The 19,463-nt window shown below is 39.7% G+C and carries 14 protein-coding genes and 1 pseudogene; 9 read left to right on the forward strand and 6 right to left on the reverse strand.

Going from position 1 to position 19,463, the window contains the following annotated elements; all coding sequences use genetic code 11:
- Positions 1-462, reverse strand: a 462-nt coding sequence (locus HDE68_RS20380) for a toll/interleukin-1 receptor domain-containing protein (protein WP_183884090.1), incomplete at its 3' end; no start/stop codon positions are given.
- 318 nt (positions 463-780) lie between these two features.
- Between HDE68_RS20380 and HDE68_RS20385 the strand changes: the two genes are divergently transcribed.
- The 7 genes and pseudogenes from HDE68_RS20385 to HDE68_RS20415 all read left to right on the forward strand — a co-directional run.
- Entirely contained in the window at positions 781-1,404 is a 624-nt protein-coding gene (locus HDE68_RS20385) for a hypothetical protein (RefSeq protein ID WP_183884091.1), read from the forward strand.
- Between the two features lie 34 nt (positions 1,405-1,438).
- Complete coding sequence (locus tag HDE68_RS20390) at positions 1,439-1,963, forward strand: hypothetical protein (RefSeq protein WP_183884092.1); 525 nt, start codon at positions 1,439-1,441, stop codon at positions 1,961-1,963.
- Positions 1,964-1,981: 18 nt separating this feature from the next.
- On the forward strand, positions 1,982-5,269 hold the full coding sequence (locus HDE68_RS20395) for a sacsin N-terminal ATP-binding-like domain-containing protein (protein ID WP_183884093.1): 3,288 nt from the start codon (positions 1,982-1,984) through the stop codon (positions 5,267-5,269).
- 178 nt (positions 5,270-5,447) lie between these two features.
- Positions 5,448-5,738, forward strand: coding sequence for a helix-turn-helix domain-containing protein (locus tag HDE68_RS20400; protein WP_183884094.1), 291 nt, complete (start codon positions 5,448-5,450; stop codon positions 5,736-5,738).
- Between the two features lie 231 nt (positions 5,739-5,969).
- The gene (locus HDE68_RS20405) at positions 5,970-6,377 is read left to right on the forward strand and encodes a mobilization protein (protein ID WP_183884095.1); all 408 of its coding nucleotides are present in this window, start codon (positions 5,970-5,972) and stop codon (positions 6,375-6,377) included.
- Positions 6,362-7,624 carry a relaxase/mobilization nuclease domain-containing protein gene (locus HDE68_RS20410; protein ID WP_183884096.1) on the forward strand — a complete coding sequence of 421 codons (1,263 nt, stop codon included), beginning with the start codon at positions 6,362-6,364 and terminating at the stop codon, positions 7,622-7,624. Before HDE68_RS20405 ends, HDE68_RS20410 begins: the two co-directional genes overlap by 16 nt.
- Before the next feature lie 10 nt (positions 7,625-7,634).
- Positions 7,635-8,981, forward strand: a pseudogene (locus tag HDE68_RS20415) (YWFCY domain-containing protein); the annotation flags it as partial.
- A gap of 138 nt (positions 8,982-9,119) precedes the next feature.
- On the opposite strand, the gene istB reads toward HDE68_RS20415, so the two are convergent.
- Together istB and istA are read right to left on the reverse strand one after the other, a co-directional pair.
- Positions 9,120-9,866 carry an IS21-like element helper ATPase IstB gene (istB, locus tag HDE68_RS20420; protein ID WP_183870316.1) on the reverse strand — a complete coding sequence of 249 codons (747 nt, stop codon included), beginning with the start codon at positions 9,864-9,866 and terminating at the stop codon, positions 9,120-9,122.
- Positions 9,867-9,889: 23 nt separating this feature from the next.
- A complete protein-coding gene (gene istA / locus HDE68_RS20425) occupies positions 9,890-11,419 on the reverse strand; it encodes an IS21 family transposase (RefSeq protein WP_260171820.1) in 1,530 nt (509 codons plus the stop codon).
- A 305-nt stretch (positions 11,420-11,724) separates the two neighbouring features.
- Here istA and HDE68_RS20430 point away from each other — a divergent pair, with 305 nt between their 5' ends.
- Together HDE68_RS20430 and HDE68_RS20435 are read left to right on the forward strand one after the other, a co-directional pair.
- Positions 11,725-12,543, forward strand: coding sequence for an ATP-binding protein (locus HDE68_RS20430; RefSeq protein WP_183884099.1), 819 nt, complete (start codon positions 11,725-11,727; stop codon positions 12,541-12,543).
- Positions 12,544-12,928: 385 nt separating this feature from the next.
- Positions 12,929-13,330, forward strand: coding sequence for a response regulator (locus HDE68_RS20435; protein WP_183884100.1), 402 nt, complete (start codon positions 12,929-12,931; stop codon positions 13,328-13,330).
- A gap of 20 nt (positions 13,331-13,350) precedes the next feature.
- Here HDE68_RS20435 and HDE68_RS20440 read toward each other — a convergent pair whose 3' ends face one another.
- The 3 genes from HDE68_RS20440 to HDE68_RS20450 are packed head-to-tail and all read right to left on the reverse strand — an operon-like array spanning position 13,351 to position 19,416.
- On the reverse strand, positions 13,351-13,851 hold the full coding sequence (locus tag HDE68_RS20440; protein WP_183884101.1) for a hypothetical protein: 501 nt from the start codon (positions 13,849-13,851) through the stop codon (positions 13,351-13,353).
- Between the two features lie 32 nt (positions 13,852-13,883).
- Positions 13,884-15,059 carry a hypothetical protein gene (locus HDE68_RS20445; protein ID WP_183884102.1) on the reverse strand — a complete coding sequence of 392 codons (1,176 nt, stop codon included), beginning with the start codon at positions 15,057-15,059 and terminating at the stop codon, positions 13,884-13,886.
- A 19-nt stretch (positions 15,060-15,078) separates the two neighbouring features.
- The gene (locus tag HDE68_RS20450) at positions 15,079-19,416 is read right to left on the reverse strand and encodes an NACHT domain-containing protein (protein ID WP_183884103.1); all 4,338 of its coding nucleotides are present in this window, start codon (positions 19,414-19,416) and stop codon (positions 15,079-15,081) included.
- Positions 19,417-19,463: the final 47 nt, after the last annotated feature.

Here is a 19,463-nt window from a genome sequence, read left to right on the forward strand (position 1 = left end):
CCTACGGAGCTGACTCCATGCTGAGAGATGAAAAATAATATATAAATTTGAATTCTCGCCTCCTAAACCGGTTCGAAAAAAGGGAGGGTTACAGTCTGAATGGTTTTTACGAAAATCAAGATAAACGAATTCCTTAAGGGCATCAGGCATCAGAATATCATCCAATAGTATTGGAATTATGGTTATATCACGTTTTTTTGCTTCAGAAACAAAGGCTTTGTTATAGTCAAATGTAAAAGGACCATCAGCGAACATTTTAGTTGTCAAACAAATTATTAAATAGTCGCTAGCATTTAATTCATAGGATATTATCTTATGCCAATTTGTGCCAGGGGCAATTAGCGAATCACTCAGAACTGAAAAGCCATTCTCGATGAGTCCATTTTTCAAGAAGTCTATTTTTTTCCTGTCATTAGCAGCATAGGACAGAAAAACCTTACTTTTATTTTCTTTTTCAACCATTACATTAAATGAAAACCTAAGTTAGCCTTTATTCTGTATTCAAGTATATGTTCGATTTAATTCGTTACAAGAATTCATGATGGTGATAGGTTAACTTGTAAATAGTACAGACCAACCATTAATTATGAAAAATAAGCTGCCGCCGTTATAGGAACTCTAAAGGTTAATGGTGATATCTTTTAGTGATATTTCTAGATCATCTTTCTCGGTAGTTGTGAACGTCTCTATTGAACTGTGATAAGTAATTGTTGATTTTTTTAATATTTTGAAATATTTAAGATAAAATGGATAATTTGGTAGCAAATTAATAATCTCACGTTGGCTAAATTTGGTGTTTATATTATCGAATCGCTTCGAAGCGAAGAATTTGCCGACGGTGAAAACCTAGCATCGATATTAAAATTGGCAAATATAGAGCACCAATACCACTGGGCAGATTCGGTTAGTCATTTTTTCGAACTTATTGCCGATTTTAAAATATCACGGTTCAAATATTTGCATATTTCCTGTCATGCTGATGAAGAAGGCATACAGATCAATGGCAATGATATATCCAATTCGGAATTTTCTGAAGCCCTTAATGGTACATTGCGAAATCGGAGGCTCTTCATGTCTGCATGCCGTGCGGCAAATGACGATCTAGCTGCAAGAGTTATTACCGTTTGCGGTGCGTATTCGCTGATAGGTACGGGAATTGATCTGAGATTTGTCACTTCCGCGGTATTTTGGCCTGCATTTTATCATGTGATGAAAGAAATTGATGCTGGAGCGATGTCAAGAGCGGATCTGAAGGCCAAACTAAAACAGTGTGCCGTTCTTTTCGGCTTTCCAATTCGCTATTACAGCTACCTCAAGGCAGACAGAAAGGGCAGTATTCGGAAACTAGAAATCACGGGCTTTGAAGATTCACCAAGGACTACAACAATCAACATAAAGACATAGTTTATCCGTTAAACCTATCCAAATGCGAAAATAGATGAGAGAATTTTTATGCTTACCAGATGCAGCAATTTACCATATTACGACACTGGAAAATTATGAATTGATAATCGATAGAGGACTTGAATCGGATACGCTTGGCAGAATATTTGTTTGCCGAAGTGGTGATCTTGGCATCCTATATAGTATAGCGATTTCCCAAGTCCTGACTAAAAAAAACTACAGTGGTTTCGCAATCTTGAAAATCCCCCTTGCATTAAATACCTTTGATGCAAGGGCATTCAGTCCAGATTTTCAAGCCAACGAAATAACGATGCCCTTTCAGAGCATTTTGCATCAGTGCCATATCGAAGCTAAATGCATTAAACTATTATCCGTCGTTGACGATCCAATCGACCAGGTTGGAAATATTGCGAATGCCAAAGAGGCTTCACTTGCAAACTCAATTGCCCTTAATGAAGCGCTAGAAATAACCTATGAAACTGACAAAGGGCTCCAATACTGGGTTAAAGCCAAGCGGGAAAATGGTATTTGGAGCTTTGAAAGGACCTATACAAAATAATTTTAGATTATAAATCGAATGTCCGAAGAATCTATAGCCAATCTAAATCCGGATAGCCTTGACCAAACTAAGGAGCGGGTAATGAGTGCAAACAATGCCAACGAAATTCATGAACACCTTAAACAACTTGGCAACGATCCAAAACATCGCCAACGATGGATATGGGAATTGATGCAGAATGCCCAGGATGTTGCTATTGATGGAAAGGTCGATGTCAATATCGAATATAATGGAAGCGAACTCACCTTCAGCCATAATGGACATGATTTTACCGAAGAAGACATCACCCATTTGATCTATCATGGCTCCTCTAAACCAGGACTGGCAGGTAAGACAGGAAAGTTCGGTACTGGATTTATGACTACCCATCTGCTTTCGAAAAAGGTCAGGGTTATGGGCAGTCTGATCGATGGAAGATCCTTTGATTTTGAGCTTGATCGGGAGGCCATCGATGGCAAGGACATGCTCAGAGTTTTGGATAAATCTTGGATAAGTTTTAAGAAGTCCATATCAGAAGATGTATGTACCAAAAAAACCTCATTCACCTATATTTCCGACAGCAACAATGACATCCAAGTTACGGTAGACGCCGTGCTGGGCTCGCTTGATTCACTGATGCCAGCGGTAATGGCATTTTCATGCATCATCAGGAATGTCTGGATAAAAAATCGTGATGAGGTAAGCTCATTTAGTATTATTCAACAAGACAATCCAGACGAAATTCATATCTATAGGTCTTCCACAGATGATGAGACCATTTTTAAAACCAAATTACTGGGAGATGGGCTTGGTACGGTGGCTGTTCCGATGGATAGCCAGTATCGTATTATGGCTATTCAGGCAAATCTGCCCCGTCTCTTCATCACTTTTCCGCTAGTAGGAACCGACAAGGCCTTTCCATTGCCATTCTTGATTCACAGTCAAGGTTTCGAACCGAACAAAGAGCGCGAAAAGATATGGATAGAGGCAGATACGGCCGAAGCAAAGGCGAACAAAAGTATTTTGGAGGCGGCCTTTAGTGCATACTATGAAATATGCAGGCTGATTTCATCTTCTACAGAGTATATGGATATTCACCTTCTCGCCGGACTTGGTGGAATGCCATCTACTGAGTGGCTAGACAGAGATTGGTATGCCCAGAAAATGGTTCAGCTTTTCGAAAAAATGGACAGCTTGCCTCTGGTTGCCAGTGAAGGGGGCACATTGATTTCGCTCGACGCCGCGACTGTACCATATTCTGATCCACCTGTTTATGAACAACTTTGGACAGCTTGGAACCAGTATCAAGATGTAAAGGTACCACAGCTTAGACAGGCGATATACTGGAAAAACCTGCTAGACGACCGGATAACATTTTCCAAATTGGACCAACATCCCTCTGCCAAAACACTGAAGGATTTATGCGAGAGAATTGATGCTACCGAAGGAAAGAAATTAGATCATATTCGGGTTAAAGAAGGCACAGCGGAAGAGTTTCTCATCTATCTTATCAAGGTGATAGAGAATTCTAACAATCAGGATCTCTGGACTGAGTTTACCGTCCTTGCCAATCAGAGCGGAGAGCTTCGAAAGTCTGGGAATCTACAACGTGAGGAAACCTCAGAGAAACAGATTGAAGACAGGTTAAAGGATATTTCATCTGGCTTGGACTTCAATGTCAGGGACATGCTGATCAATCCCTTGCTTGTTATCAAATCAAAGGATCATCAGTTGCAGGAATACAAGAAATCAACCCTTGTTAATGCACTTGTGGATAAGGTGAAAACTACAGTTATAGCAGAAAAAACAGAGATTTTCCAGAACAACACGGCACAATTTCTATTTTGGCTGATCGAAGATGGACAGGGGAGCGCTCTTCCTGGATATCCAATCCTGATGCGTAGTAAGAAGTGGGAAAAAATTGCTTCTGGTGCTGATCTGTTTCTTGGCCCTGTGTCCATCTGGCAGCAAGGTTTTCAGGATTACGCTGAGCTGTTCAACGATGAATTCATACTTGATGATAGCTACTTGTTTATGTTTTTGGAGGAAAATTCAACCAACAGGACGAGTACCTGGCTACTACCCGGACCGCTTTATTCAGAGACTGCTACGATTAAACCTGAAAATATTCGCTACCTGGTTACCAAGCGTGAGGATAGGGACAAGCTATCGTCCAGCAAATCTGGGGAATGGGCAATGGTTGATACAATAGAACTTAGCCAGATTGCCTATTTCAGCCGTCCTGCGGACAAGGGCGTCATCGATCGGGTCCGTGGTTCAATCCGAAGAACGAAGCTGTTACTAGAAATGATTACCCAGGTGCTACTGAGAGAAGACCAGTATGGCACTACGCGAAAAGAAGTCACCGTAGAATCGGATGGACAGAAAGTTCAAGTTAGTATATTTCCGAGCATTTGGATGCGAGACATTAAAGCAAGGGATTGGATAAAAAGCAATGTCTCCAATACCTCGGACAAACCGTCGGTAGAATCGCTTCTCCCTTACTTTACCTCTTCGGAAGAAAGTCGGGTGCTGTACAGTTCGCTACAGAAGCCGGAAGTAGTTCGTTGGCTTCACTTCTTAGATATTGGCGTGGGTGACCTTTTGCGAAATATTCGATCAGGCGACGATGAAGACGAGCGGATGGATTGGGACCAGTCTTATGTGTCAATTTTAATGAATAAGGAACTGACGCCGGAAAAGGTAACTGGAATACTTGGGGATAGTGAGCTATTAGCAGCCTATGACATCAAAAAGCAAGAAGAGGAAACCAGAAAGAAAAACAAGGAAATTGGCGCACTAGTAGAAGCAGCATTCTTCGAAGCAGTGAGCCAGCTACCGGGATATAGGATCAAACGTGTGCCAATTGGAAGCGATTATGTTGTGGATTCAGATGACGACCATTATCTTTTACTTGAGCGTGAAGATAAGCGGAAACTTACCATTGAAATAAAATCTTCAAGATCTGTACAAGTAAAAATGACAGGAAAACAGGGTGATACGGCACAAGAGCTTCGAGATAACTATATCTTGTGCGTGGTACCACTCGATGATTCACCTATAGACATTTCCCTAATCCATAGAAATGCCTTATTTGTAACCGATATCGCATCATTGCTAGACAAAAAAGTGGAAAGGGTAAGGCAAATCAAATACCTGCAAGACATGCGTGAGGAGTTCGATGAAGAAAACCAGATCTGGACAGATCTGAGCGGTCTGGATGTTCGTTATGTAATAGGGAAAGCCTTGTGGTCTAGGGATAGAGATGCAGTGTTCGGTTTTTCCAGTTTTGTCGACAGGAATATTAATCAGGATAAATTATTGTAGACTAAATTTCCAGGTAATTATAGTACGACTCTGAAATCAATTATCCGTATTTTTCTAACAAGTATGGCAAAACGTAAATTAAAGCTCTCAAAATATATTAATAGGTACTACCCATGTAGTACCCAACTCCTATAATATATCCTTCCCAATTTTGCCATACTATTTTAATATTCAAATTATGGCAAATATCGAATTTCTAACCAAAGAGGATCTTAATCAGTTTAAACATGAACTTTTTTCGGAACTGAGGCGACCAGGGCAAAGGTTGCATAAAATCAGCGAACAGAAAGAGTGGCTGAAAAGCTATGACGTTCGTAAGTTATTGAGCATATCTCCTGGTACTTTGCAAGGGCTCCGAGATACTGGCAAACTCAAATTTAACAAAGTTGGTGGGTTGATTTTCTACAAGTATGACGATGTGATTGCACTCGTAGAAGGAAATAATATAACTTCGAAATCCCGAAATTAAAATCAATTAATTCACAATGAAGATAAGTCTCATTCTCACGGGAATTAACAAAGAACCGAAGTATAATATTTTACAGTTTTAATGTCCAAAACCAATGTTCTATGGGCTAAGTGCAAACACCCGTGTGTTTAGCAAAGATGTATTTTCGTATACGAAAATCTCTTTGCTGTCCTATAAAGGACAGAGGCTCACTCGAAACTCGTGATCCTGAAGTCAATAATAAGTGTATTTATGGCAAGGAGAAAAGCAAAAGATCAAGATAAGATTTTAAGCCATCCTATTATTATCCGATTAACTGAACAGCAGTATAAAAAGGTTGCTGATCTGTGGCTTAATAGCGATTGCAGGTCCATTGGTGAAGTGGTTAGAAAGATCATCGCTAACCGTCCTATAAAACTTTTGCATAAAGATATTTCTATGAATGCGCCGATGGAAGAAATGGCGCTTATAAGGAAAGAGATTAAAAGGATTGGTGTAAATATTAATCAACAAACTCATAGTTTCCATATCAGCCAAAATCCAATTGAGCGATCTTTTCATTCGAGTAAGACCGCAGAAACCTATAAAGCAATCGAACCTAAGATCGAAAGACTTATGGAACTGATCTCTAAACTAGCTGAAAAATGGTTGCAAAAATAAAAATCGGAAAAAGCATAAGGGGGATTCTACATTATAACGAGCACAAAGTTATGGGAGGTGATGCCAGGCTAATTTTAGCAAGCGGTTTTGCTGGAGAAGTAGAAAACATGGATTTTGAGCACAAGTTGAAAAGATTTGAACATTTAACAGCACTTAAATCGAGTGTTAAGACAAATGCACTGCATATCTCACTTAATTTCCATTCAAGCGAAAATATTAATGATACCAAAATGCAGGATATTGCAATTGCTTACATGGACTCGATTGGCTTTGGTGACCAGCCTTTTCTAGTATATAGGCATAATGATGCTGCCCATCATCATATTCATATAGCAACTACAACCATTCAACGCAATGGCAAACCGATTAAAACCCACAATATAGGTAGACTGGTTTCGGAGCCAGCAAGAAAGAAAATAGAGAGAGATTTTAATCTAGTTATTGCAGAAAGCAGAAAATATAGTCTTGAGCCAGGCATTAAACCTATCGATCAAACTATCATTACCTATGGCCGTTTACCAACAAAGACATCTATAAATAATGTTCTCAGTGCAGTTATAGGCTCATACAAATATACCTCACTTGCCGAATTGAATGCAGTACTGAAATTATTTAATGTTGTCGCAGATAGAGGGAATGAAGAAACTGAGATGTATAAAAAGAAGGGACTAATATATTCTATTATCGATCAGCATGGAGAAAAAATTGGTGTACCGATTAAATCAAGTTCTTTTTATAGTAAACCAACATTACAAAATCTGGAAAAGAGATATGATAAAAATTCTGAATTGCGCAAGCCAGCTAAACATGATTTAATAAAAAGGATTAACAAAGTCCTTAATTCTTACCAAAGCATAACAAAGAATACACTTGTTTCAGAACTGAAGAAAGAAGGTATTAGCCTTATATTAAGAATGAATGAGCAAGGACGTATTTACGGGACAACTTTTGTAGATCATATTAATAAAGCTGTTTTTAATGGAAGTGATTTAGGTAAGCTATACAGTGCTAATGCACTTTCATTGATGATTGGCTCTTTTGACACCAATAAAACATATCTGAAGCCTCTTAAGCGGCCTGATAGTTATCTAAAAAGCAGTAAAGACTCTTCATTACAGTCAAATCTAACTTCAATTCAGACATCTTCATTATCTCTCGGTGACATTTTTGGTAAACCAGAGATAGATTATGGCCCAATGCCAAAGAAGAAGAAAAAGAAAAAAAGAAATCAAGGAATAACCCTTTAAAACTATTCATATGAATACAGGTGAAGATACACAGGGCTTGCGTAAAATCATTGATTTTACGAGACTAATTAGTATAACAATTCTTACCATCCATTTCTATATCTGCTGTTATACAGTGTTTAAAGAATTGGGATGGACTGCAGAAATTACTGACAGAATTATATATAATATATCTAAAACAGGTTTATTTGGTAATTTCTTAAATCCCAAACTCGTAGCTTTATTGTTCTTAGTTATTTCGCTTTTTGGAGTAAAAGGGAAAAAAAATGAAAAATTGAAACGGGGCTCGATAGTGTTTTATTTGGTGACTGGTTTACTCTTTTATTTTATCAGTATAGTTATATTGATATCACCATTTAGTTTATTTCTAGTAGCTGTTTTTTACATTGGGGGAACCTCTGTAGGTTATATGCTGATCCTAACTGGGGGAGGGCTAGTGTCAAGACTCATAAAAGATAAGCTTAATAAGGATACATTCAACATTGAAAATGAAACCTTTCCTCAGGAGGAGCGTCTGCTCAAAAATGAATATTCGGTAAACTTACCAGCTAAGTACAGATTAAAGGATAAAATTAGAAATAGCTGGATTAATATAATCAATCCATTCAGGGGAATACTTATTGCGGGAACACCCGGAGCAGGAAAATCTTACTTTGTCATCAGACATATCATTGAGCAGCATATTAAAAAGGGATTTTCCATGTTTCTTTATGATTATAAATATGATGACCTTTATCGAATTGTATACAATATGCTTTTAGAATATTGGGGAAATTACAAAGTGAAACCCACTTTTTGGGTTATCGACTTTGAAAATATCATGCATAGGTGTAATCCATTGCATCCTGAAAGCATGGAAGACATCACAGATGCTACAGAATCTTCAAGAACCATAATGATGGGATTGAACAAAGACTGGTTGAAAAAAAGTGGTGATTTTTTTGTTGAATCACCAATTAATTTCCTCACTGCAGTGATCTGGTATTTACGGAAATATCAAAATGGTAAGTTTTGCACGCTTCCACACGTAATTGAGCTAATGCAGGCAGACTATGATAAGTTATTTGCCGTATTGCAGGAGGAAGATGAGATCAAAGTTTTGATCAATCCATTTATTTCAGCTTTACAAAATAATGCAATGGCTCAATTGGAAGGACAGATTGCTTCGGCGAAAATTGGTTTGGCAAGGTTATCCTCACCTCAGCTCTATTATGTGTTGAGTGGCAACGATTTCACGCTCGATATAAATAATCCTGAAGAACCAAAGATAGTATGTGTTGGTAATAACCCTCAAAAGCAACAAGTTTACGGTGCTGTGCTTTCTTTATATATTTCAAGGATGATCAAGTTGGTCAATCTGGATATACCAATTAAAATGACCCCTGAAGACCTGTGCAAATTGACCCCTCAGAGTTAACCTTAAAAAAAGGTAAAAGTTGTTGTACAGATTGGCTCTTTGAATAGACTACTTTATCCTGATTAACAACTATTGTTTTTACAAAAATACATTTTCAGTTTTAGACTTTCTTCTCCTGAGAGATTCTCCATATAATTCAATTCTCAACGAGTGGTGTACGATACGATCGAGTACAGCGTCGGCAATAGTTTTTTCACCGATGATGTCATACCATTCTTTGACGGGGATCTGTGAAGTCACTATAGTAGAACGCTTCTGATGTCTGTCTTCAATCACATCAAGTAAAGCAAGCCTTGCCTGTGGATCGAAAGGCTGTAGTCCAAAGTCATCGAGAATGAGCAGGTCTACCCGCTCAATTCTTTTCAGTTCTGCCAGTATATTGCCCTTAGCCTTAGCTAATTTAAGTTGCCCCATAAGTTTAGCAGTATTGACATACATCACTCTATAGCCGATCTGACAGGCCTGGTACCCAAGAGCTGTTGCCAGATAGCTTTTTCCAGTTCCGGTGGAACCGGTAATGAACAGGTCTTTACGTTCTTTGATAAAGTCAAGTGCGGCCAATCTATGAACCTGGTTTTTATCCAGCCCGCGATCCACGGAATAATCGAGCTGCTCCAGGGCAGCTTTATAGCGAAAGCCTGCTACTCTTATTGCACGTTCTATTGCCCGGTTACGCCTGTCGTCCCACTCACTGGCGACTAGCAGCGCAATAAACTGGTCAGCAGTAAGGGATTCTTTGACTGAGGTCTCCAGGTTAGTTTTAAAAGCATCATACATGCCAAACAAGCGAAGCTGTCGGAGCTTTTCTAGGGTTTCATTATTCATTTTCTTTTGTTTTATACGGTTGATTATTGATAATAGTCTTTACCTCTGATGTTATCATGGGATGGGATTGCGGGTGTCGGTTCTTCCTGTTCAATAGGAAGCTGGTCCAGACGCTTATGGAGGATCTCTTCGATCACAGGATAATTGTACTGCCCCAGCTTTTCAGCCCAACGACAGGCATCGGTAAGCCGCTGGGGCCCAACGCGTCTGGCGAAACTCAAAATACCCGAGCAAGACTTATAGGCCTGTTCAGGATAAACTTTGTGTTCCAGTACTTTAGAAATATAAAGCGCAACATCTTCATGAATAGCTGTTGCTTGAGTGATGAATTTTTCCGGTGTCCATTCCCCTAGAAAACGATGCTGTAAGGCCAGATGGTTTTCATCAGTAGTGTACTGATATTTAGTTCTGTCACGTGTATGACAAGCGATTAAGGTGTACTGATAGTAGATTTTTACCAACGTACTGGTGTACAAGAGCTTTACTTTTTTTCCAATGTAGGTGTATGGTACACTATAGTGATGAATATCCTCCCCCAGACGAACATAACCAGTTTTGTTGACTGTGACCATTGTTTGCTTATGTACCTGATAAGGCAAAGGATTAAGTGCCCCAAGCATTTCCCGTTCAATTTCTTCAAACTGCTCGCGCCGGGAGTAACTCCGACCAGAAAACGGCTTATTGTTGTGGATTTCAAGGCCAACAAGTATGGCTGTATTCAATGCACTTAAATCATTGAATTTACGCCCTTCCAGTCTGCTGTAAATGCTACGATAGATTAACTTAACTGCTCCTTCTACCAAAGACTTGTCCCGGGGTTTATAAACCCGGGCAGGAACAACCGTAACCCCGTAATGCTCCGCAAAGCAAGCAAATTCATCATTAAGTACCGCTTCGTATTTGCTTCCTTTAGTGACCGCAGAACGAAGGTTATCCGGCACAATAGCTTGAGGAATACCTCCGAAATAATGCAAGGCATTTTCACAGGCCTTAATCAGGTCTTCTTTGCGCTGACTTTCTACCGCTTCTACATAAGTCAATTGACTACAACCTAGAATGGCAACAAAAACCTCCACATCACGTGCCGTACCTTCCTGCGGGTCAACAGAAAGCTTACTCCCGGCAAAGTCAATATAAATTTTATCACCAGCCTTATGCTCGATGTGCATGACCGGACGGGAAAGCCGTAAATAAATATGAATAGTATTATTAAATCGGGAACGGCTATAACCTGCGGGATGCTGCGCTAAATACTCTTTATACAACATGTCGCGAGTTACGCCCTTCTTTTTGAGCTTCTTGCAGATCTCAGGCAGTAGTGATTCCAGTTGCTTCATGCGTGGGCTACCTGAACTTTTGCCAACTGGCGTACAAAATAAAACGGAAAGCTCACCATCATTCTTAGCGTTGAATTCTTCCTGACTCAAGCCTAAACTGTGCCATAACCGCACATATTTCTTAATCGTATTTCGGGAGGTATCTATCATCCCATGGATCGTCTTAATCCCTACACCCTGGCAGTATAGACGGATAATCTGTCGTAGTTTATTCATTTTGATTGGCGTATTGGACATCGTAATTAGGGGTATTTGTTGAACTAAAAAGCTAAACAAAAACCGCGTCTCAAAGAATCCGATCAGATAAACACTTTTACAGTTTTTAGGGGGTCAACTTAATTGGCCAAAGGGGTCAGTTTGCATTGGCGAACTGGGGTCAATTTGGTCAGGCGAAGGGGGCATTTTGAATTGGTCAGCAGGGGTCAGTTTCGTGTGGTTTATCCAAACAGGCTATCAATCTTGAAAAACAACTTAAATCACAGCTTGAAGACTATAAGAATAACAGGGAAAGAACAGTCAAATTGTTAAAACTAAGATATGAACTTTATGAGAAAGTTGTTTCAAAAGTAAACGACACTAAAAAGAACATAGATGACGAAATAACTTTGGAGGCTAAATTACTCTATAAACAAGAGAACTTCCCCTTTCTCGATCAAGTGAATAAGGCAGCAACACCGCAAGGAAGCGAATACCATAAATTTTTCTTAGATAATAATATCAATTATGCATTTGTTCCTGAATTTTACTCTCACCAGTTGAGGATAAATGACGATAAGCTTTATCTAGATGCTGAACGCTATATTGCCGTTAGGCAAAAAGTGTCCTTAGAAGGCGTTCTTAGGTCTTTAATAAAAGATGCATTTGAGATAGATTATACCGTAAGTTATAAAGGGGATGATTTACTCAAGATGTCACCAGGAAAGAAGGGCACAGTATTGTTAATCTTATTCTTGCAAATTAGCTCATCTGAGTATCCAATTTTGATAGATCAACCGGAAGATAATCTTGATAATAGGACTATATATGAACTGCTATGTAGAATGATCAAAGAAAAAAAGAAAGAACGACAAATTATAATTGTATCTCACAATGCTAATCTGGTAGTCGCCACAGATACAGAAAATATAATTGTAGCTAATCAGGAAGGACAAACCACGCAAGACGAAGCTGGAAGGTATAGGTTTGAATATATCAACGGATCATTAGAACATACCCGGGAACTTGACAGGGGTAACAAAGCTATTCTCCAAAAACAAGGTATCAAAGAACATGTGTGCGATATACTTGAAGGTGGTAATCAAGCGTTCAAACAACGCGAGAGAAAATATGCAATTAAATAAATTTTACTAAAATAGTTATCGGACTAGTCATCAGAGAAGGCGAATGTCTTCAATTAAAATTTCTTTGAAACTGGGAAAGCTTCCTGTAGCGAAGACAACTACCAAATCGATAAATTCATCCGCGAAGGTCTTGAACAGCAGTTCCCATATGGGAACTGCTGCCTTGAGAATTGTACCATATGGGAACGAACTTTATGCTAATAAGCGACAGCTCTAATTTGATAAAACCCTCTTACATTAACCCCAAACAGGTATTTCTAAGATCTTCAAGAAACTTTCCTATATTCGATCAAAGGAAATATAGTTGTATCTTTAGGCTGGAACCGAAAACCGTACTATGATTATGAGTTGTTTTCTCTTTTTGGATTTCGATAAGAAATAAAATATGGAAACGGAAACAATAATTGTCCAGAATACCGACGTGGCTATCCTCGATGTACTTACAGAGGCTTTGTCAAGTGAAGGCTTCAATGTCTATCCAGTGCTCAATTGCGATCAAGATTTTATAGCTTTGATCGAACATCACCGACCACACGTAGTTATGTTAGATTATCGCCTGAATGGAGAAGTCTGCAAGGAGATCTGCCTTAAGATCAAATCGGTTTACCCTCATCTTCCTGTGATCGCATTAAGTTGTAATTATAACATTGATAAGCTTTATGGAGAAAACGGTTTTGATAATTATATTCGTAAGCCTTTCGATTTGGATCTTCTATATTCAATTTTAAGAAAATATATCCCAGGCAAAGAATTGAAAAAATCAGCTATTGCACCAACTGAACACTAACGCTTTCAGTTAAAGTCTTTTTAATTAGGAGTTGTACTTTTGTCATCAGCTAATAGGATAGCTCTTATTCGGTCAATATGAACTTGGGACTGTTCAGATCTTTCCACTGCTGATCTGGCAACGGCACCAGTTTGGGTTTTTGCATAGGTAGTTAGGAGGTTTCTTCTTTCTTCAAACATGCGCAGGGCAGTCCACATAGTTTCTTCAATTTTGGTTGTTTGTTCAGCGAGCAAAGATTTGTAGGTATAAGCATGGCCAGTATGACAACGATACCGTAACTCTTTACCTCCACCAATTTTCCAAAGTACTCCACCACATCCTGGGCAATTAAAAGGAACCTGTTCTCCTAATGAATTTACAGCTTGAAGGTCACTCAAAACACGTTCAGCTATTTTCGCTTCAGTAAGAATATCTTTTGGTACTGTTTTTCTTCTTAATGGTAGCTTTTTGGTTGTCAGCTTTGTAAGTAAGTTGCCAATTTCTGATACTGGAAGAATGTAATCAGCTTCTATTTGATTCATTGCATTGGTAGGCATATTAGGGTACTGTGCGTCTATTCCTTCGAGAATTTGATTTCAAGTCTTCTACCTTCGTTCATGTAAAAGCCTTTCAGCACATTGTTCAGAATCACTTCGGGAGATGTTTCGAGGTTTTTCTTTAATCTTTTTAGATCTTCTCTCAGGTGGAGGCCATCTTTAAAGGTAAATTTGATTTTGTTTCCAGGCCCTTGACCAAATATGATGGACACGTTCAATGCCTTTGATCCGGGAGTTTCAGGGAAGTTGAGTTCCGTTTGGATATACTTTTTTCTTGAGTTAATTTTTACTCCCTGAGGAGAATTGCTTACAGTCAGGTTACTCAGTGACACGTTAGGATTTACAAAACCAAACATGTGAGTCAATTGCTGACTGAGCAGGTTGTAGTTATTTTGCTTGTCAATCAGCCAGAAAAGTTCCTGGAAGAACAGGCGCATGTTCGTATAATTGGATAACAGAAAATCCGGCTTATAAATCTTGATCGCCCAGAACTCGCGCTGAGGTACCAGTTCAATCGCACGTCCGCTGGATTCTACGATCTTTTTAATTCCCGCCAATTTGGATTCCGACACCAGACCCTGATCGTGTACTAAACGGTTTCTTAAATTTTGAAGGTCTCCAAGGATGTTTTCGAAGGGATCTATCTCAATCATCTCCAACAGTACCACCAGCTTTAAGTATTTGATGGAAACGGCCATATAGTCTCTGCTCCCAAAATCTTCCAAACCTAGCTGGATGCTTTTTTCATTTTGCAGCAGCCCACAGAGGGTTTTTAGCTCGGATTCTAGCAGCGAGTACAGCATCATCACTGAAGATTTATAGTAGCTGTCCTTCATGTCCTGAAAGAATTCAGACAGTGGTTCATCACTTTCCTGGTGCTGGCCCTCGATCTGATCGATTCCGGAGTAATGTGAAGCATATTGACTGCGTTCATGATCTGAACCTATAATTTCATTATACAGCTCATGATACCGGATTTCAGCAGCCTCCATAGCGGCATTGTAATCGTCATCATTTTTTTTCTTTGCAGTCTTCTGTTCAGTTTCATATAATGAGGCTGTCATACTGACCTGGCGCTCGTAGGCACTTATTTTAAATTCAAGATGGCGAAAAAATTCTTCAACATTACCCAGTGTTCTTTCTTCAAAATTGTAGTAAAACCAAAATCCAAAATCTATTTGTTGCTCTTCCATTGATTCTTATTTTGTATACCTAATTGTCCATTGTTTCTATAATTGTATCTGCCTTACTTCTCATGGCCTCTGATAACAATATTGTGTCAAACACATCCATTAGTTTTTCCAAATAGTTTCTTCCTGCTTGTTTAGCGCTAAGATTGGTATAGATTGCCAACACCAACTGAATAGGTAGTTTCTCCATAAATGACCTGCGCTGCAACGCTTCTCCGAAATTGAATGCGCTCAGCAGTTCTAGACATTCATAAGGATGTTCCCTGACCTGACTGAGAAGGTACTGGAAATAGTAGCCCGGATCGCGCTGGGCGGAAACGGATTGATTGTATACTCTCAGAAATGGTAGGACTGTCTCAAAAGACATCAGTTTAAATTTACGCAGTATCATGGCCGAAAGTTCACGCGACATGTTTTCCGAATCATAGCCAGCAATTCTGCTGTACAGTGCAAGGCCTTTCACCTTATCGGCGAGCAGATATTGTTCAGCAACCTGAACACAGCGTCCAAGAACCAGGCTGTCCGGCCTCAGTAGTTTCTCAAGATAGGGTTGAAGGTTTTTTTGATCCTGATAATAACCATTGATAAATATATTGATACTTGCTTCAGTGATCAGTTCAGGTGTGGCCATGATGTGCGCAAAATAGGAGTGCATCTGATCCAGGTAATAATCTTTAATGAATAGTGCATTGGACAGGGATCCAATGATCATTTGGTTGCTGCCATCTGTTGTAAGCAGCTGGAAATTACTGAAAGCACGCTTTCGGTCCATAGCCCAAATGTTCTTGAATTTTCCCATTAGGGCAATCTTAAGTTCGTCGTCCTCACCTAAACAAATCCAGTTTGCGAACTCAAAAATTTCTTCAAAGAAAGCATCATGTTTGAAACAGTACATAACAGCTGTAACTGCTCTGGAACCGATCTGCAGTGTGTTTTCTTTGCTTCCAACCTGCTTTGGCCTGAGATCTTCAATGTGCAGATGATCGATTGCCGTCTGCTTTACGTAATCGAAGAGTACCTGATTGACAGTTCCGGAGCCCGAGAAATAGTCAAAAAGGTAAAGACAGTTAGCATGATCGTAAACTGTTTGGCAGGCGCTTATGTAGGCTTCATATATGGGCCTTATTTTCAGAGGATCATATTTTGCCTTTATCAGTCCCCTGAGGCCAGCTTTAAGATATGAACTGTAATGCTCCTGCTGGTTAAACATGTCTTTGACGAAGGGATAAAAGCGGACTGATTCCAGGCTGACAGCCATTTCAAATGCATCTTCTATTTGGCTGACCATATCCAGGAAGTCCCGGTGATGTTCTGCCTTGTCAGAGTTTTTTGGATGATAGGTGAACATGATTCGCTCCCAGTTTCCCAGACTCAATTTATCAAAGGCGGGTTTTGTAAGCGGATTTTGTTTGCCTGTCTCGCTTACAGGATCCCATTTCTTTATAGCTCTTATGACATTGAATAATCTTTGCCATTCTCCAACCCTTCTTTTTAGGTCAGGAACGACCATCACATGTTCATAAGGGAGTGCTTTAAGATACTTGAATTGTCGCCATCCGGCATATTCTGGTTTTTGTTTTTCTTCACTGCGCCAATCTGAAGTAAGGCGGTAGGGCTTGTAATTAAAGATCGACAATAAGATTTCTGTAGTGATTTGTTGGGTCTTTGCCGACATCAATGCGAAGTTCTTGCCAAGCATAACCCTGAGTTCTTCCTGAATATCACTATCATATTCCATCAGGAAGTTTTTTTCTTTAAGGATTTTCAGAAGTTCTACTGCTTTTTCAGGATCTGGACTGGCCGTAAGAACTTTAATGAACAGACCGATAAATGCGATAAAAGGAGTTTGGAGATGCTGAGAGAAAAATTCGTTAAACCATGAGCTGCCAACCCGCGCAATTAGGTGCGCTTCACAGATTTCAAATATCTTGGTGTGCATGCTATCCAGATGATGATGCGTCCTGTAGTTATTTTGAAATAGCGTGTTGAAAAACGGGAAATCGTATTCCCGTTCAAATACCTGTTCTTTAGTATTCTCCATGATTTCCATGAACTCAACAAATATCAGTTCAAACGTTTTGTCTGGGTGCTGGTCATAAAGTAAGGTCAAAACATCTTGCAGATAATAATCTGAGCCGGACTGTTCGGCTTCTGCCAGTTCTTGCTTAAGTACTGGCACCACCCGATGAAATACGAATTCTGGATGGTGGAGCAGTATTTTTTTTAAAACCTCGAGGTAATAATAATTAATAGTTTCCGTAGTCTTGCTGTATATGATGTATTCATCAAACAGGACCAATAAAGCAGGGTTTCTCCAATCGTCTAGGCTGCTAAGTACCCAATCAATTGATTCGGTAAGTGGACCGCTGTTTTCCAGCTGCTTGAAGAAGGTAATACTTTGTTCCAGGTTGTCACTAAAGTGAGTGCTTAATGCTGCCAGTACCCAATTGACCTGGTATTGATACTCCGCATTTACAATTCCTTCAGTGTACAGATTTTTAAGGTCGTCAGTAACCAGAAAGCGTGTATACCAGCCATTAGATTTCAACGATCCGAAAAACAGTTCTGCATTTCTTTTTTCCGTCAGTATAACTTCTTTAAAAAGTTGGTACTCTTTGGCAGTGGGTAGCTGGATGCGGGCAAAGCCGGAAATGAGTAGTACTTTTAAATGAAACCTGGTATCTTTTCTGGAGATCAGCTCTGCAAATGTTTTTATATAAGCTGTATTGTCAATTTCGCGAAGATAGTCGGTTACCATCTTTACGACCGGTCGCACAGCAATGCCTTGATGTTCCTGGAAAATAAAGGCAATGAGGTCCTGCCCTGATTCTACAAACTGAAGCGCAAATGTATATTCATAAAAGGTCTGATGAAAAAAACTCAGTCCGTTGGGGTCTTCAATGATAATCTGGTTACTTTTGGCAAATGCAAGTTCCGCTTCATAGTTATCTCCGTAGTTATCGGGAACTATGGGAAGACCATGCTCACTCAGCTTTTTGGCTATAGCAAAAAACAGGTCCTTTAGTTTCCTTTTGTCCGGGCATTTTGACATGATCGATTTCCAGAGCGCGTCAAACAGCTTTTTCTGACTATTGATCAACAGGGCGGCATGCCTGGCTTTATGATCCAACATACAGAACATGTTCAGATGGTTGGGGATCCTTAGGAGTTCAACCAGCTGTGGGCTGGGATGATGAACACTTATTTCCGATAGTACGATTTTCACCTGATCCGCAGTGAGAGTACTGGCTTTGATCTTGTAATATTGTTCGTCTTTAAAGGCTTTAAGTTCTGAATCGTAGTCCAGATCAAAGGTCCTTGCTGAAAATATGATACGTGTGCCTGGTACGGCCAGCAACTGGTAAATCAGTTGGGTATAGGTGATGATGAAGTCTTTGCTTACCGAATGGGTAAAGGATAGGGCATCCAATTGGTCGATTAGAATTACCACTTGTGGATACTGGATCAGCAGGGCTTTTACGCTGTCTATTATACCAAGGTCAGTCCTTCCAAACAATCGTTCTTCCAGGGCGCTTAAAGTGGGGGCTTTTATCAGATCGGATTTTATGGCCAGCACCGGAATACCATTTTCGCTTAGGTTTGAAAAAAGGTCCTTCAGTATAATGGTTTTACCGAGTCCAGCACCGCCTTCTAGTACTGCAAGCCCCTTTTTTTCGTTTGCAAGAGGCTTTTCCAACCAAGCCTGAAGAAGCCGGGTTTCTTCTCTTACAATGTGGTGCCTGCTATTTCCAAAAACTCCTGCTATTTTATTTAATGTTATCGAAGAGACGCCGAAATGTTCCATTATTTCCGTTATTTTCCTTGCTTTGCCCCCAATTTCTTTTTCATAAAGGGCATCCCCACAGTGCGCTTTACACCAAGCCTCCCCGAAATGGTTATAAACAATTCTCGGGTGAGCCTTCAGACTTCGGTTGATGAAGTTGGCGTCCCATTTATCGAATTCAATGCCAAGATTTAGAAGGTCATTTTTGTGTTCTTCGAATTCCTCGAGTAGCTGAGTACTGCTGATTTCAGTGGTGGTACAAAGTACAAATCGATTACTTTTACCCGACCAATTGCCGGTTATGAATAGTTGTACAATTTTTCGAAGGTCAGCGGGATTCAGAACTTGTACGCGCTTACACTGGTAGGTGCTATAACCTACATCCGGTTTTCCTGCATATATATCTATTCCACTTTGGTCTTGGCCTCGTATTCCAAAGACATGGGTGTGGGCGATTGGATAGTTGTCTATTTCAACTACCATATCCAAGCACAACAATTCGAATTGTTCCCAGGGCATGATCGCTAAAGGGAGCTGATTGTTTAGGGATCTTATAGGAGGTGGATAAGTGGTCATTTGATGCGTTAATGTTGTATTAATGTGGGGTTGTCTTTTTGAGAAAG

The organism is Pedobacter cryoconitis, assembly GCF_014200605.1.
Classification (GTDB): Bacteria; Bacteroidota; Bacteroidia; order Sphingobacteriales; family Sphingobacteriaceae; genus Pedobacter; species Pedobacter cryoconitis_B.

Excerpts from the sequence above, each read along its gene's own strand:
- HDE68_RS20390 (WP_183884092.1), top strand. The coding sequence starts at position 1,439 with ATGAGAGAATTTTTATGCTTACCAGATGCAGCAATTTACCATATTACG.
- HDE68_RS20395 (WP_183884093.1), top strand. The coding sequence starts at position 1,982 with ATGTCCGAAGAATCTATAGCCAATCTAAATCCGGATAGCCTTGACCAA.
- HDE68_RS20400 (WP_183884094.1), top strand. The coding sequence starts at position 5,448 with ATGGCAAATATCGAATTTCTAACCAAAGAGGATCTTAATCAGTTTAAA.
- HDE68_RS20405 (WP_183884095.1), top strand. The coding sequence starts at position 5,970 with ATGGCAAGGAGAAAAGCAAAAGATCAAGATAAGATTTTAAGCCATCCT.
- HDE68_RS20410 (WP_183884096.1), top strand. The coding sequence starts at position 6,362 with ATGGTTGCAAAAATAAAAATCGGAAAAAGCATAAGGGGGATTCTACAT.
- istB (WP_183870316.1), bottom strand. The coding sequence starts at position 9,866 with ATGAATAATGAAACCCTAGAAAAGCTCCGACAGCTTCGCTTGTTTGGC.
- istA (WP_260171820.1), bottom strand. The coding sequence starts at position 11,419 with ATGAATAAACTACGACAGATTATCCGTCTATACTGCCAGGGTGTAGGG.
- HDE68_RS20435 (WP_183884100.1), top strand. The coding sequence starts at position 12,929 with ATGGAAACGGAAACAATAATTGTCCAGAATACCGACGTGGCTATCCTC.
- HDE68_RS20440 (WP_183884101.1), bottom strand. The coding sequence starts at position 13,851 with ATGAATCAAATAGAAGCTGATTACATTCTTCCAGTATCAGAAATTGGC.
- HDE68_RS20445 (WP_183884102.1), bottom strand. The coding sequence starts at position 15,059 with ATGGAAGAGCAACAAATAGATTTTGGATTTTGGTTTTACTACAATTTT.
- HDE68_RS20450 (WP_183884103.1), bottom strand. The coding sequence starts at position 19,416 with ATGACCACTTATCCACCTCCTATAAGATCCCTAAACAATCAGCTCCCT.